Consider the following 14,147-nt stretch of genomic DNA (forward strand, 5'->3'; position numbering starts at 1 on the left):
CTTAATTTTTCACTTTAGATAGTATGAAATTTTTAGTTAGATAAACGATCTCTCGCCAATACTTCAACTCCTCAAAAGAAAACCTGACATTCACAAAAGCTTCGAACTCATCAAGAAGAAAATACCCTTTACAGTCTTTCAGCTGATTATTTTTTCGCGCTCGATAACATTCAAACAAAACAACCACCTCACCATTAATTTCAGACCAATAGTAGCGATTCATAATATCCGTATAGACATGATCACTACGCTCAGCAGAAAAAAGATTCAGCTCGACTTCGTAGTTTTTATCTTCAGCACTTAAAACACCACCCCCCTGACGGGCCAATGCATAAAACTTAAGTTTACGACCCATAAAATCTTCTCTTTTCACTAACGGCGCCACGGTGATCTCTAATATTGATATCTCGTCCCGCCTGGCAAAATAATCCTCAGATTTAACAATTTGAAATCCAGGCCAAGAGACCGTCAAATCCAATGTTCGAAGATTGGCATCACAGCCTTTTTTATTGAAAATAAAATCTTTATCCCACGAGCTCTTTCCTTCGTACTCAGGCCAGAACATTATGTATTTCCTGGAAACTTCCAAGACCGTACCCGATATCATCCCACACGTAACAAGAGGATTGGGTGGCTGGTAATTTTTATAACGCTCAATATCTTCTTCTGACACGTTTTGAGGGCCAATCCAAAAAAACAATGCCGGCACATAAAAAATCAATAAAAGACTGGCAGCACCGATCCTTAAGATCTGCCAAATAAAAATATAAATTATTGAAACGCTATACCTCCACCCTCTTCGATACTTACTCATACTTTCCTCTGCAAGTGGTACTGAGACGGAGTGACGCCGATGGTTCTCATTTAACCTTTATTTGTTCAGCTGCTGGCACGAAAGTTTCAGGGAACAATCTGTATAGATTATCGTCAACCCAACTATTAGCATCACGGGCCATTTTCCAATGAGACACTGTATCAAGCAGTGTGTCGCGATCAAGGTATCGATTGAGCCCCGCTACAGTTTGCATAAGCGCGACCCCCATATTTTTAAGGTACTCCATACGAGTATTGCCGGTGACTTGAACCAAATCCTGCCCCCAACCAAATGGGTATGGGAGTTGATCATATAAGGTGCCAGGCCAGTGCCACCTTTCCAGTTTGACCCCCTGAACCGTTGCATTAATGTCTGCTTCAATCAACTCTTGCACACCGGGGATGCCACCCGTCTCTAAAACAGTGTGAGCTATGCTTTGCGCCAAACCATCTGACACAACTTTAGCCAGCTGTTTTTTCCACTCGTGCACTAACAGTTCTTTAGGCGATACCGCTACTTTATCAATGACTATTTTATGTAGAAAACTGTACATCGCAGAATGTTCTTTGTTGCTCCGCAGCACAATCAACTGCGCCAACTGCTCTGAAGTCAAATCTATCAAACTCATATACACTTCTTACATAACTATAGTTTTATTTATTAAATCGATCACAAAATCATCCATCCGTCTCAAATCCTCATGCATCAACGTGTATTGATAACTAACTCTTAGCTTCTCATTAAACATATGATGCGCACGACGGGCATATGCCCCATCCGACACTGCGACCGGACTACCATCACTTCCTATGAATCTTCTAAGCATCCGACCTCCATCCTCATACGTCACCACTCCACCCTTTGAACTTATAGGCTGCCTCCCTTCAAAAATCGCGTCTTGATTATACCCTCTGGATATAGAAACCAAATAAATAGACACAATCGAATCATTAATAACCCTGGGGTAACCAATTTTCATATCTGGATACCTAACATCCAGAGTTACAACACCCCCTCCGTTATAGCGTACATATTTACACTCTTCCGCTGAAATATTTAGCCTGTATGAAAGTTTTGCCTGCTGACCTTCGAACAAAACACACTCAGCCAATACTGAACATGGAAAAGCAGACAGTGCGGCAAGAATACCAACTATATGCACATACATACTTACCCCTCTTAAAACGTGATATTCCGACGTAAAAATTATTTATTTCTCACTTTAGACAGAATAAAACGTTCCGTATGTTCAACTATTCCCTGCCAATGCGTCATCTCATTAAACGAGAACCCAACTTCCACATAAGCCTCGAATTCTTCAAGAAGAAAATAACCCTTACACTCATCCAATTGATTATTTTTGCGTGCGCGGCCACACTCAAATATAACAAGCACCTCACCATTCACCTCAGACCAATAATAACGACTCATCAAATCCGGAAAAACATGATCACTGCGCTCTGCTGAATAAAAACCAAGCTCAACATCATATAGAAAAATGCCCATAGCCCCATTTAACAAACAACAGAACACCCCACCTAATCAAACAAGGCAATTCAAATAACGAACAAGACACTTTATTTATTTAAGATTTCAACATCACGATCTGGACCACCAAAGAAACAACTAACAACCTGACTTTCAGAAATTAGTACAAAACAGGCATCCACACAAACAAAACTTACTAATTTCAGATAATGCTTAAAAGCAGTGAAGCAGCATTACTTATTTGGGTAAGAAACTTCTCCGTTACACCAATTAATTTCCAACAGGGTTAGTAGGAATATAAATTCCTTCTTATTTTAAATTGCCCAGAATCAGCAATAATTGCCTGATCTATCCGTGTTCCAACGACCCTATTTGCTCTACCGCTACAAACAAAAACGGCGACCCGAAGGTCGCCGTTTTTGCGTTACTTGAACTGCCGACTCAACCCCGGCGGTACGCCGCTGATATCGGTCTCTTCCCACGGCCCGCTGGGGCTGACCGCGCGGCTCCAGCCGTTGTTCCAGCGGTAGTAGGCGCGCTGGCGGTAAAAGACGTTGGTCTGGTCATCCAGCACGTACACGCCCATGCGCGCATCCCAATGGCTCGGCCCACCCGGCGGCGGCGCAAAGGTGGCCGAAGTACGCGGCAACGGTTTTGGCGGCTTGGGGATGGGCATGTCCGGCAGGGGTTTGCCGGAGGGCTGGGGCAACGCTTCCGGCATCGGTGTCGGTGTTGAAGGCGCCGTCGGTTCGTAAGGCTGATGAACCGCACAGGCGCTCAGGCCTAAAGCCAGTGTGAGCAAGGTGATGCGTGCAAGTGGATGCATTTCTATTTATCCGGGCTGTCGATGGTCAGCTGTTGCAGCTCTTTAGTGCTGCTGGACAGCGGCTGGCTGCGCCCTACCCACTCGCCCGCCGTCGGCTGGCCTGCGCGGGAGATGCGTGCCATCAGTTGGACTTCAGGAAAGTTGGACAGTTTCAATTGCGGCATCATTGCGTCGACATCACCCAGTTCAACGGTGATGGGCAGGTCCGCCACGGTCACACGTTTAACTGCCAGGGGCGCCGGAGGACCGGACACCGCACGGGCGAAGATAAAGACGCTGTCACCCGGCAGAGCGCTGGCCTTGACCGCGTCGGCCAGGTCAACGCTGACCCTGATCGAAGCCTGGGCCTTGGCTGCAGGCGCCGCTTCAACCTTGCCACCACTGGCCAGCAGTTGTTCTCGGGCTTTTTCGATTCCGCCTTCCAGTGCCGTGCGGGATTGATCGCCGACGGGCAATTCATTCATCAGGCGCTGCCAGTAACCAATCGCCTCCTGATAGCGCTGGTCTTCAAAGGCGGCAATGCCGAGCAGGCCCAGGCTGGTGACTTCTTTCGGATCAGCCTTCAAGGCTTCGTCGGTCAGCGCCTGAACCTTGTCGCTCCACTTTTTATCGTCGGCAAAGTACTGCGCCTGGGCCCACTGGCCCAGCAATTCAGGCTGACGGCCGGCCAGGTTGGCAGCGCGCTCAAACACCTTGGCCGCTTCTGCCGGGCGGTTTTGCGCCATATAGGCACGGCCCAGGAAGTACAGGCCTTCAGCCGACTCCGGTTGCGCCGCGGCAGCACGCTCAAGACGCGCGACCATTTCTTCAAGGGATTTCGGCGGCTGGGAGAACTCGCGGGTCAGCTCGACTTTGTCGCTGGAGCCAAAGTGCAGGTACAGGCCCAGGCCCAGCACCGGCACCATGATCGCCGCCAGCAACGGGATGGCCTTGCCCAGGCTGGAAACCCGCGCCGGGGCCACGCCTTCGGTGTCTGCCAGCAGCTCACGGGCAGCTTCGGCACGACCGGTTTCCAGTTGCTCGGCGGTCAAGGCGCCCTCTTCACGCTGGACCTGCAATTCGGCGACACGCTCCTGGTACAGCGCGACGTTCAGCGCAGTGCGGTCTTCTTCGCGCTGGGCACGACGCCCGCGTAATACGGGGATCAATAAAAAGCTGAGGGCGATCAGTAGCAGCAAGCCTGCTGCGAGCCAGAAATCAATCATCTTTGGTTTTATCCAGCAAAGTGTCGAGGCGCTGACGCTCCTCGGCAGAAAGTGTGTCCGGGCCTTCGGCCGGCCCGGTACGGCGGCGGCGCCCGACGATGACGCCAATCACCACCAGCCCGCCCATCAGCAAGGCCAGCGGGCCAAACCACAGCACCGCGGTCTTGCTGGTCAGGGCCGGCTTGTAGCGCACGAACTCGCCATAGCGGTCGACCATGAAGTCGATGATCTGCTGGTTGTCCTTGCCTTCACCCAGCATGCGGAAGATTTCGCGGCGCAGGTCAGTGGCAATCGGTGCGTTGGAATCGGCAATGTCCTGATTCTGGCACTTGGGGCAACGCAGTTCTTTGGTCAGTTCGCGGAAACGGGCGCGCTCGGCGTCGCTGGCAAACTCGTAGGTATCGATGGCTGCGTGGGCGATGCCACTGAGGGTCAGGCCAAACACCACAGCGGCTAGCCAGCGCTTCATTGCCCGGCCTCGTCTACCAGTGCCCGATACTTGCCGGCCAGTTGCTCGCGCCACACGGTGTCGTCGATCACGCCGACAAACTTGTGGCGGATGATGCCCTTGCTGTCGATCAGGAACGTCTCCGGGGCGCCGTACACGCCGAGGTTCAGGCCCAGGGAGCCGTCTGCATCGTTGATGTCCAGCTGATACGGGTTATGGAAGTCCTTGAGCCACTTTTTCGCGTCTTCGTTGACGTCCTTGTAGTTGACGCCGTAGATCACCACGCCCTGCTCGGCCAGCCTGGTCAGCACCGGGTGCTCGACCCGGCACGAAATGCACCAGGTGGCCCAGACGTTAACCAGCGCGGGCTTGCCCTTGAGGTCCGCCTCGGTCAGGACCCTGCCGCCCTCGACCGCAGGCAGGCTGAACGCCGGGAACGGCTTGTCGATCATCGCCGACGGCAACTCCGTCGGGTCCAGGTACAAGCCCCGGTAAAGAAACCACGCCATGCCCAGGAATGCGGCCAGCGGGACCAGCATCAACCAGCGTCTCATGCGGTAGCTCCTGTCATGCCCAGTGCTTCACGCACGCGGCTTTTCACCTTGACCCGATAGCGACGGTCCATCGCGGCCAGCAACCCGCCAAAGCCGGTCAGCAGACCACCGAACCAGATCCAGCGCACAAAGGGTTTCACATGCACCCGTACCGCCCAGGCGCCATCGCCCAAAGGCTCGCCCAGCGCCACATACAGGTCGCGGGTGAAGCCGGCGTCGATCCCGGCTTCGGTCATCATCGAGTTCTGCACCGTGTACAGGCGTTTTTCCGGGTGCAGTACGCTGACTTCCTTGCCGTTGCGGATGACCCGCACCGTGCCTTTGTCTGACGTGAAGTTCGGGCCCTGGAAGTGCTTGGCACCTTCAAAAATGAAGTGGTAACCACCCAGCTCCATCGATTCTCCCGGCGCCAGGCGCAAGTCGCGTTCGGCACTGTTCTGGCTCGACAACACCACACCCAGCGCGCACACCGCGATCCCCAGGTGGGCGATCTGCATGCCCCAGTAGCTGCGGGTCAGGCTGCGCACGCCTTTGACCAGGCCTTTGTGACGGGTTTTGTCACCGATATCGCGCACCCCGGCCAGCAACACCCAGGCCGCCAGCATAAAGGTGGTAATCACCGCCCAGTTGAAGTCGCCATAGGCCACACCGGCAATCGCCGCCAGGGCCGCGCTGCCCAGCAGCACCGGGGTCAGCATGCCCAACAGCCATTTCACCGGGGTGTCTTTCCAGCGCACCAGCATGCCCACTGCCATCACCACCATCAGCAGGCCCATCAGCGGGATAAACAGGGCGTTGAAGTACGGCGGGCCCACCGACATCTTGGCGCCACTGATGGCGTCCAGAATCAGCGGGTACAAGGTGCCGAGCAGAATCATCGACGCGGCCACCACCAGCACCAGGTTGTTGCCCAGCAGCAGCGTCTCACGTGACCACAGCTTGAAGCTGACGTGGCTCTTGACCACCGGCGCACGCAGCGCAAACAGGGTCAGCGAACCGCCCACCACAAACAGCAGGAAGATCAGGATGAACACGCCGCGCTCCGGGTCGGAGGCGAATGCGTGAACCGAGGTCAGCACGCCGGAACGCACCAGGAAGGTACCCAGCAGGCTCAGCGAAAACGCAGCAATGGCCAGCAACACGGTCCAGCTTTTGAACACGCCACGTTTTTCGGTCACGGCCAACGAGTGAATCAGCGCGGTGCCCACCAGCCACGGCATGAACGAGGCGTTTTCTACCGGGTCCCAGAACCACCAGCCGCCCCAGCCAAGTTCGTAGTAGGCCCACCACGAGCCCAGGGTGATGCCGATGCCCAGAAAGGCCCAGGCAACGATGGTCCACGGGCGCGACCAGCGCGCCCACGCGGCGTCCAGTCGGCCGCCGAGCAATGCCGCAATGGCGAAGGCGAACGCCACCGAGAAACCCACATAACCCATGTACAGCATCGGCGGGTGAACAATCAGGCCGATATCCTGCAGCAGCGGGTTAAGGTCATTACCGTCCGAAGGAATCTGCGGCAGCAAGCGCACGAAAGGGTCTGAGGTCAGGATCAGGAACAGCAGGAAACCGATACTGATCATGCCCATGATCGACAGCACCCGCGCCAGCATCACTTGCGGCAATTGCCGGGAGAAGATCGATACGGCGAAGGTCCAGCCGCCCAGAATCATGGCCCACAGCAGCAGCGAACCTTCGTGGGCGCCCCACACGGCACTGAACTTGTAGTACCACGGCAGAGCGCTGTTGGAGTTGCTCGCTACGTACGCCACCGAAAAATCGTCGGCCATAAAGGCATAAGTCAGGCAGGCGAACGAGAACAGCAAGAAGGCAAATTGCCCCCAGGCGGCGGGTTGCGCCAGGCTCATCCATAATTTGTCGCCGCGCCAGGCACCCAGCAGCGGCACGATGGCCTGCACAATGGCAAAGCACAGCGCCAGAATCATGGCCAGGTGGCCCAATTCAGGAATAAACAGTCCAGACATCATCACTTAACCTCTTTCGCCGGTGCAGAGCTGCCCGGTACAGGCGCGGATTGGCCACTTTCATTCAGCGCCTTGGTCACTTCAGGCGGCATGTATTTTTCATCGTGCTTGGCCAGCACTTCGTCGGCCACCACCACGCCCTGGGCATTGAGCTTGCCCAGCGCGACGATGCCCTGCCCTTCACGGAACAGATCCGGCAGGATGCCGCGATACGTAATGGTCACGGACTTGTTGAAGTCGGTCACCACGAACTGCACGTCCAGTGAGTCACCCGAGCGTTTGAGCGAACCGTCTTCAACCATGCCGCCGGCACGGATGCGGGTGTCCAGTGGCGCTTCGCCATTGGCGATCTGGGTCGGGGTATAGAACAGGTTGATGTTCTGCTGCAGCGCGCTCAGGGCCAGAGCCACGGCAGCGCCCACCCCCACCAGAATCGCCAGGATGATGATCAAACGTTTTTTACGCAGCGGATTCACTTCGAATTCTCCCGACGCAAACGACGCGCCTCTTGTTGCAGATAACGTCGGCGCGCCATGATCGGCAGCGCTACGTTCAACGCCAGTACCGCCAGGCAAATGCCATAGGCCGACCAGACATACACCGCGTGATGGCCCATGGCGATAAAGTCGCCAAAAGAAGCAAAACTCATCGCGCGCCCTCCAGTGCCTTCAGCACCTCAGCCTTGACCCAACTGCTGCGCGCCTCGCGCTTGAGCACTTCCAGGCGCATGCGCAACAGCAGCACCGCGCCAAAGAAGCAATAAAAGCCCACCACCGTCAGCAGCAGCGGCATCCACATTTCCATGGGCATGGCCGGTTTTTCGGTAAGGGTGAAGGTCGCGCCCTGATGCAGGGTGTTCCACCACTCCACCGAGTACTTGATGATCGGGATATTGATCACACCCACAATCGCCAGCACCGCGCAGGCCTTGGCCGCGCTGTCACGATTGGTGATGGCATTGCCCAGGGCAATCAGGCCGAAGTACAGGAACAGCAGAATCAGCATTGAGGTCAGGCGTGCATCCCACACCCACCACGAACCCCAGGTCGGTTTGCCCCACACGGCACCGGTGATCAGCGCGACGGCGGTCATCCAGGCACCGATGGGCGCGGCGGCCTGCAACGCGATATCAGCGATTTTCATTTTCCAGACCAGCCCCACCACACCGCACACAGCCAGCATCACGTAGCAGGATTGCGCCAGCATGGCGGCCGGAACATGGATATAAATGATCCGGAAACTGTTGCCTTGCTGGTAGTCCGGCGGTGCAAACGCCAGGCCCCAGACCACCCCGCAGGTGATCAGCAACACGGCGGCAATGCTTAACCACGGCAACAGCCGCCCACTGATGGCATAGAACCATTTGGGCGAGCCGAGTTTGTGAAACCAAGTCCAGTTCATCACGCTGTTTCCATCACGGTGCTTGGACACGACCATCAGGGGTCGCTATCAAAGCCAGGGTCTTTACTGGCCCCGCAGGGCCAGACCTCATTATTCGCCGACGCTGATTTTCAGCCCGGCGGCTATAGCAAAAGGTGTAAGGGTTACTGCCAGGGCGGTCAGGCTACCAAGCCACAGCAGATAACCGGTTGCGGGCATGCCTTGTAATGCCGCCTGCAAGGCGCCACTGCCAAGAATCAGCACCGGTATATATAAAGGCAGAATCAGCAACGCAAGGAGCAGGCCGCCACGCTTGAGGCCCACGGTCAGCGCCGCCCCCACGGCCCCCAGCAAGCTCAACACCGGCGTACCGAGCAGCAGCGACATCAGCAGCACCGGCAGGCAGGCTACCGGCAGCCCCAGCATCAAGGCCAGCAGCGGCGACAGGATTACCAGTGCCAGACCGGAAAACGCCCAGTGTGCCAGCACTTTGGCCAGAACCAGAAGTGGCAGGGGGTGCGGCGAAAGGACCCACTGTTCCAGCGATCCATCCTCGAAATCACTGCGAAAAAGCCCGTCCAGCGAGAGTAAAACCGCTAAAAGCGCCGCTACCCACAACAGGCCCGGAGACAAGGTTTGCAACAATTGAGTCTCAGGACCGACCGCCAAAGGGAACATGGCGATCACGATCGCGAAGAACACCAGCGGGTTGGCCAACTCGGCCGGACGGCGAAACAGCAAACGCGCCTCGCGCGCCACCAACACGGCAAACACACTCATACAGCCCAACGCCCCAGGTCGATATCGCGGTAACCGGCCGGCATCCGGGTCAACGTATGGTGAGTGGTAAGCACCACCATGCCGCCGCGTTCGCAGTGGCCGGCCAGGTGTTCTTCAAGTTGCGCCACGCCTTGCTTGTCGAGCGCGGTAAAGGGTTCGTCCAGAATCCACAGCGGCGGGCTGTCCAGATGCAAGCGGGCCAGCGCCACACGCCGCTGCTGCCCGGCCGACAGGGTGTGGCACGGCACATCCTCGAAGCCCTTCAACCCCACCGCTGCCAGCGCCGCCCAGATCGCTTCGCGGGTAGAGGGCCGGTGCAAGGCACACAGCCAGCTGAGGTTTTCTTCGGCGGTGAGCAAATCCTTGATCCCGGCGGCGTGACCGATCCACAACAGGTTGCTGGTCAATTCGCTGCGTTGGGTGCTCAAGGGGTGGCCATTGAGCCGCACTTCGCCCGCCGTGGGCTGCATCAGGCCCGCCAACAATCGCAGCAGGCTGGTCTTGCCGCTACCGTTGGGGCCGCTGATTTGCAGCATGTCACCGCTGGCCAGACGCAATTCGAGGTTCTCGAACAACATCCGCCAGTCACGCTCACACGCGAGCGATACGGCTTCTAAAAGAGGGCTGGTCACGTAATTGAGGCCTTCACGGTTCAAGTCGGCTCAGGCGCGGCCGTTAAAGTGATGCAGAATAAATGCATTTGCGGCCGGTTTCAGAGAGCCAGATCAAACATTTGTGATGTTTTCATGCCCTCTGAACGACGGGGCAGCATTATACATGCCATGTCCTACGCTAAAGAGGGCAATTTCGACAGGTTGTTACGATGAAAGGCGACATGAATATTCCACCCATCCCACAAACCGCGTCCAGCAGTCTGCGCTCCGGTCTTGTGGGCGGTGAAGTGCTCAAGTTGCTGCAGCCTGTTGAAGGTCTTATCCGGCCCGGCCAGAGCGCCCAGGCAGAAGTTCTGGCGCTCAAGCAAAACGGTCTGGCGTTCCAGTTGCTCCTCAAGCTGACCCTGGCCGGCGGGCGAGAAACCAACGTGCAGGCCAGCAGCAACTTTCCCTTGCCGCTGGGCACACAACTGGCCGTGACCCAGCCTTCGCCAGGCAACCTGGCGATCAGCCTGCAACAGGCGCTGAGCAGCAGCGTGGCCACCCTCACCCGTCTTGATACACAGCAACTGCCGGTGGGCACGCTGCTGCAAGGCAAAGTGCTGACAACCCAGGCTTTGCCCCAGGCTGCCGGGCAACCGGCAATCTACCGCTCGTTGGTGACACTGCTCAACAGTGCCTTGAGCGGCAGCACCCTGACCCTGGACAGTCCGCAGCCCTTGCGTATCGGCAGCTTGCTGAGCGCCCGGGTGCAAGACCCGCAAAGCTTGAGCTTCGTCCCGCTCAGCGGGCGCCAGGAGCAACTGGCGATTGCACAACAACTGGCAACACAACAAAGCCGCCAAGGCTCGCTGGAGGGACTGCTTAACGCCCTGCAAAAACTCCCGCCCAGCAACAGCATGCCCGACGAATTACGTACCTCCATCGACAAACTGCTGGCGGGTTTGCCTACGCCTTCACAGCTGAGCAACCCCAAAGCCTTGAGCTCTGCCCTGCTCAACAGCGGAGCCTTTCTGGAAGCCCGATTGCTGGGCGGTCAAACCCAAGCCCTCGCCCCGGACATGAAAGCCACCCTGTTGCGGCTGATTGCGCAGATCCTGCCCGGCGTGCCGGCCAGCACCGCCTTCAACCCCGCCATGGCTGCCAGCACCCAGGCCCAGGCCATGCCGACCTTTGTACGCAACGCGCTGGGCATGCTCGGGCAGGTCGGCGCCAAGCCACAACCGGGTGGTTTCCCCCTGCCCCGGGGCTCAGTGCAAGGCGGCGCAAATGAGGACAGCCTGGAAAACCTGCTCAAACTCGCAGCAGCGGCCATTTCCCGCCTGCAGAGCCACCAGCTGTCGAGTCTGGAGCAAAGCGGGCGCACCGCCGATGGAGGCGTGCTGACTACCTGGCAACTGGAAATCCCGATGCGCAACGCCCATGACATCGTGCCGTTGCAGGTCAAATTCCAGCGCGAAGACCCGCCGGAGAAACAACCGCAAGACAAACCCGAGGCCAGGGAAACAAAGGATCAGCTGTGGCGCGTAGAACTGGCCTTTGACCTTGCGCCGCTCGGACCGCTGCATGTGCAGGCACAACTGCTGCGCGGCAACCTGTCGGGACAGCTCTGGGCTGAGCGGGCGTCCACCGCACACCTGATCGAAAGCCAACTGGGCAACCTGCGCCAGCGATTGCATGACGCCGGACTGAGCGTGACCGATCTCGACTGCCACCAGGGCACCCCGCCACAAAGCGGCCATACCCGACTTGAACAACGCTGGGTCGACGAAACCGCATGAAGACAGAGCCCGCACCACGCCAGGCGATAGCCCTCAAATACGATGGCAAACAAGCCCCCACCCTCACGGCCAAGGGCGATGACGAACTGGCCGAAGCCATCCTCACCCTTGCCCGCGAGTACGAAGTACCGATTTATGAAAATGCCGAACTGGTGAAATTGCTGGCGCGCATGGAGCTGGGCGACAGCATCCCCCAAGAGCTCTATCGAACCCTGGCAGAAATCATCGCCTTTGCCTGGCAGCTCAAAGGCAAATTCCCGGAAGGGTTTAATCCGGATGCGGGGCCGGGAGAGCCGTGATGAGCGTTCGCGTTGTTTGAACATTCCCGTGGCTACAGCAAAAGCAAAGGCAATAAGCAGATTTTAAATAGCACCCTTTTTTGTGGGAGCGAGCCTGCTCGCGAAGCAGGCGACGCGATCTTTCCGGCAAACCCCAGTGATGCCTTCGCGAGCAGGCTCGCTCCCACACAAGCAACTAACCCCGCAACGCCAAATCCACTTGCCCGGCCGCGTCCAGCAGCGCACTGTCCTCGCGAAACCCGCCAATCACCTGCAGCCCCACCGGCATTTCCCCTGGCTGTCGTGGCAAGGGGATGTTGATTTGCGGCAACCCGAATGCCATCCAGAATTTGCAGAAGTCCGAAGGGCCCGTGGTTTCCAGACCCAGCGGCGCCACCATCCCGCAGGTAACGCTCAACATGGCGTCAAAGGGCGCGAAGATGGCTCTCAATACGGGGGCCAGTACCGCCAGGCGCGCCTTGGCGGCGGACTCCTGTTCCCATGTTGTGCCCTTGGCCCGCTCGATCATGGCCAAGACGGACGGGCTCAGTCGCTCGGGGCTGGATTGCCATTCTTTGGACAGCGAACGGGCACCTTCGCAATCATTGATCAACAGATGGTCATCAAACACCTGCGCAAACTCTTCCGGCAACTCCACCATGGTCACGCTGTGCCCTGCAGCTTTTAACCGGTCGACCGCCGCCAGCAACGCGTCAGCCACAAGAGGATCAACCTGATCCCAGCGCGCGGTGCGGCAAAAACCAAACGTGCGCGGGCCGCTGGGGCGCGTGGCATGTGGCAAGCCGGGAATCAGCACCTGTGCGACCAACCCCAGGTCACGAACCGAGCGCCCATACCAACCCATGGTGTCGAAGCTCGGTGCCAGGGGTTTGACCCCTTCCAGGGACACCAGCCCGTAAGACGGCTTGAACGCATACAACCCGCAATAGGCCGCTGGCTTGAGCAGCGAACCGGCGGTTTGCGTGCCCAGTGCCACGGGAAAAAAACCCGCCGCCATACCGGCAGCAGAACCGGCGCTGGAGCTGCCCGGCGTCCGGTTCAGGTCCAGGGGGTTGCGGGTCGGACCGGTGTGCATGTAGGCAAATTCGGTGGTGTGGGTCTTGCCCATGATCACCGCCCCCGCCTGACGCAACAGTGCAACCACATGGGCATCGCGCGATGGCCAGTTGTTGTCATAGATCGGGGAGTAAAAGCGCGTGGGGTGGTCGTGGGTGTCAATAATATCCTTGACCCCGACCGGCACCCCGGCCAGCAAGCCGTTGAGCCTTGGGCTGGCAAGCCCCAGCGTCTGTTTGCGCACACCGTCGGGGTCGAGCGAGACGAAGGCCTGGACCTTGGCTTCCCGGGCCCGGGTTGTTGCCAGAAAATGCTCAGCCACAACCCCGGGGCTGATGTGTGCCGTGCTGACCTGTTCAGCAATCGAGGTGGCGTCTGCCGTGTCTAGGAAATTCATGCGCTGTATTTAACCTCTGACTCTTGTTGTTTTATACGGCGTATACCGACGCCCAGTCCGCGAACCCCTTGATCTCGATGGGGTTGCCCGACGGGTCGAGAAAAAACATCGTCGCCTGCTCACCCGGGGTCCCGACAAAGCGAAGGGTCGGCTCCAGCACAAAGTCCAGGTCGCGTTCCATTAATCGTTCTTTCAAGGCCAGCCAGTCAGGCATGCTCAGCACCACCCCGAAATGCGGCATGGGAACCCAGTGGTCGCCCACTTTTCCGGTATTGCTGACGGCAAACGGCTCCCCCAGATGCAATGACAATTGGTGACCAAAAAAATCGATGTCCAGCCACGTGTCGGTGCTGCGACCTTCAACACAGCCCAGCACATCACAGTAGAAACCACGAGCCGCCGCCAGATCGTGAACATGAAAAGCGAAATGAAAAAGCGATTGCACACCAACCTCCTGATACCGGGTCTGGCCACATGGCCGTAAAGGAAATGATGCACGGCCCAATTCAAAAGAGATAACCTG

General features: G+C 57.4%; 18 protein-coding genes. 2 read left to right on the forward strand and 16 right to left on the reverse strand.

All coding sequences use genetic code 11. From position 1 onward, the window contains the following. Position 1: 1 nt before the first annotated feature. From ACZRMS_RS07675 to ccmA, 14 genes are all read right to left on the reverse strand, one after another. Positions 2-814 (reverse strand): hypothetical protein, encoded by an 813-nt coding sequence (locus ACZRMS_RS07675; protein WP_463994812.1) that lies wholly within the window; start codon positions 812-814, stop codon positions 2-4. A 46-nt stretch (positions 815-860) separates the two neighbouring features. Further along, positions 861-1,442, reverse strand: a complete 582-nt coding sequence (locus tag ACZRMS_RS07680) for a hypothetical protein (protein WP_463994813.1) — start codon at positions 1,440-1,442, stop codon at positions 861-863. Between the two features lie 9 nt (positions 1,443-1,451). Continuing rightward, positions 1,452-1,982 carry a hypothetical protein gene (locus ACZRMS_RS07685; protein WP_463994814.1) on the reverse strand — a complete coding sequence of 177 codons (531 nt, stop codon included), beginning with the start codon at positions 1,980-1,982 and terminating at the stop codon, positions 1,452-1,454. 38 nt (positions 1,983-2,020) lie between these two features. Next, complete coding sequence (locus ACZRMS_RS07690) at positions 2,021-2,320, reverse strand: hypothetical protein (protein WP_463994815.1); 300 nt, start codon at positions 2,318-2,320, stop codon at positions 2,021-2,023. A 406-nt stretch (positions 2,321-2,726) separates the two neighbouring features. After that, the gene (locus ACZRMS_RS07695; protein ID WP_463994816.1) at positions 2,727-3,128 is read right to left on the reverse strand and encodes a hypothetical protein; all 402 of its coding nucleotides are present in this window, start codon (positions 3,126-3,128) and stop codon (positions 2,727-2,729) included. 2 nt (positions 3,129-3,130) lie between these two features. Next, positions 3,131-4,333 carry a c-type cytochrome biogenesis protein CcmI gene (gene ccmI / locus ACZRMS_RS07700; protein ID WP_463994817.1) on the reverse strand — a complete coding sequence of 401 codons (1,203 nt, stop codon included), beginning with the start codon at positions 4,331-4,333 and terminating at the stop codon, positions 3,131-3,133. Beyond that, positions 4,326-4,802, reverse strand: coding sequence for a cytochrome c-type biogenesis protein (locus ACZRMS_RS07705; protein WP_463994818.1), 477 nt, complete (start codon positions 4,800-4,802; stop codon positions 4,326-4,328). The genes ccmI and ACZRMS_RS07705 overlap by 8 nt, the downstream gene beginning before the upstream one ends. Then, positions 4,799-5,335 carry a DsbE family thiol:disulfide interchange protein gene (locus ACZRMS_RS07710; RefSeq protein WP_463994819.1) on the reverse strand — a complete coding sequence of 179 codons (537 nt, stop codon included), beginning with the start codon at positions 5,333-5,335 and terminating at the stop codon, positions 4,799-4,801. The genes ACZRMS_RS07705 and ACZRMS_RS07710 overlap by 4 nt, the downstream gene beginning before the upstream one ends. Then, a complete protein-coding gene (locus ACZRMS_RS07715) occupies positions 5,332-7,320 on the reverse strand; it encodes a heme lyase CcmF/NrfE family subunit (protein WP_463994820.1) in 1,989 nt (662 codons plus the stop codon). The genes ACZRMS_RS07710 and ACZRMS_RS07715 overlap by 4 nt, the downstream gene beginning before the upstream one ends. Then, positions 7,320-7,793: a cytochrome c maturation protein CcmE gene (gene ccmE, locus ACZRMS_RS07720; RefSeq protein ID WP_463994821.1), complete on the reverse strand. Its 474-nt coding sequence runs from the start codon at positions 7,791-7,793 to the stop codon at positions 7,320-7,322. The genes ACZRMS_RS07715 and ccmE overlap by 1 nt, the downstream gene beginning before the upstream one ends. Further along, complete coding sequence (gene ccmD / locus ACZRMS_RS07725; RefSeq protein WP_048360792.1) at positions 7,790-7,966, reverse strand: heme exporter protein CcmD; 177 nt, start codon at positions 7,964-7,966, stop codon at positions 7,790-7,792. Before ccmD ends, ccmE begins: the two co-directional genes overlap by 4 nt. Next, complete coding sequence (locus tag ACZRMS_RS07730; RefSeq protein WP_463994822.1) at positions 7,963-8,721, reverse strand: heme ABC transporter permease; 759 nt, start codon at positions 8,719-8,721, stop codon at positions 7,963-7,965. Before ACZRMS_RS07730 ends, ccmD begins: the two co-directional genes overlap by 4 nt. Before the next feature lie 87 nt (positions 8,722-8,808). Further along, the gene (ccmB, locus tag ACZRMS_RS07735) at positions 8,809-9,477 is read right to left on the reverse strand and encodes a heme exporter protein CcmB (protein ID WP_463994823.1); all 669 of its coding nucleotides are present in this window, start codon (positions 9,475-9,477) and stop codon (positions 8,809-8,811) included. After that, positions 9,474-10,109 (reverse strand): cytochrome c biogenesis heme-transporting ATPase CcmA, encoded by a 636-nt coding sequence (gene ccmA / locus ACZRMS_RS07740; protein WP_463994898.1) that lies wholly within the window; start codon positions 10,107-10,109, stop codon positions 9,474-9,476. The genes ccmB and ccmA overlap by 4 nt, the downstream gene beginning before the upstream one ends. A gap of 191 nt (positions 10,110-10,300) precedes the next feature. On the opposite strand from ccmA, the gene fliK reads away from it, so the two are divergent. Next, the gene (gene fliK, locus ACZRMS_RS07745) at positions 10,301-11,872 is read left to right on the forward strand and encodes a flagellar hook-length control protein FliK (RefSeq protein ID WP_463994824.1); all 1,572 of its coding nucleotides are present in this window, start codon (positions 10,301-10,303) and stop codon (positions 11,870-11,872) included. After that, positions 11,869-12,171 carry an EscU/YscU/HrcU family type III secretion system export apparatus switch protein gene (locus ACZRMS_RS07750; protein WP_463994825.1) on the forward strand — a complete coding sequence of 101 codons (303 nt, stop codon included), beginning with the start codon at positions 11,869-11,871 and terminating at the stop codon, positions 12,169-12,171. The genes fliK and ACZRMS_RS07750 overlap by 4 nt, the downstream gene beginning before the upstream one ends. Before the next feature lie 175 nt (positions 12,172-12,346). On the opposite strand, the gene ACZRMS_RS07755 is transcribed toward ACZRMS_RS07750, so the two are convergent. Both ACZRMS_RS07755 and ACZRMS_RS07760 read right to left on the reverse strand, forming a co-directional pair. Beyond that, positions 12,347-13,624, reverse strand: a complete 1,278-nt coding sequence (locus tag ACZRMS_RS07755; RefSeq protein WP_463994826.1) for an amidase — start codon at positions 13,622-13,624, stop codon at positions 12,347-12,349. Positions 13,625-13,655: 31 nt separating this feature from the next. Continuing rightward, a complete protein-coding gene (locus tag ACZRMS_RS07760; protein ID WP_463994827.1) occupies positions 13,656-14,069 on the reverse strand; it encodes a VOC family protein in 414 nt (137 codons plus the stop codon). Between the last annotated feature and the right edge of the window lie 78 nt (positions 14,070-14,147).

The organism is Pseudomonas sp. B424 (assembly GCF_055408345.1).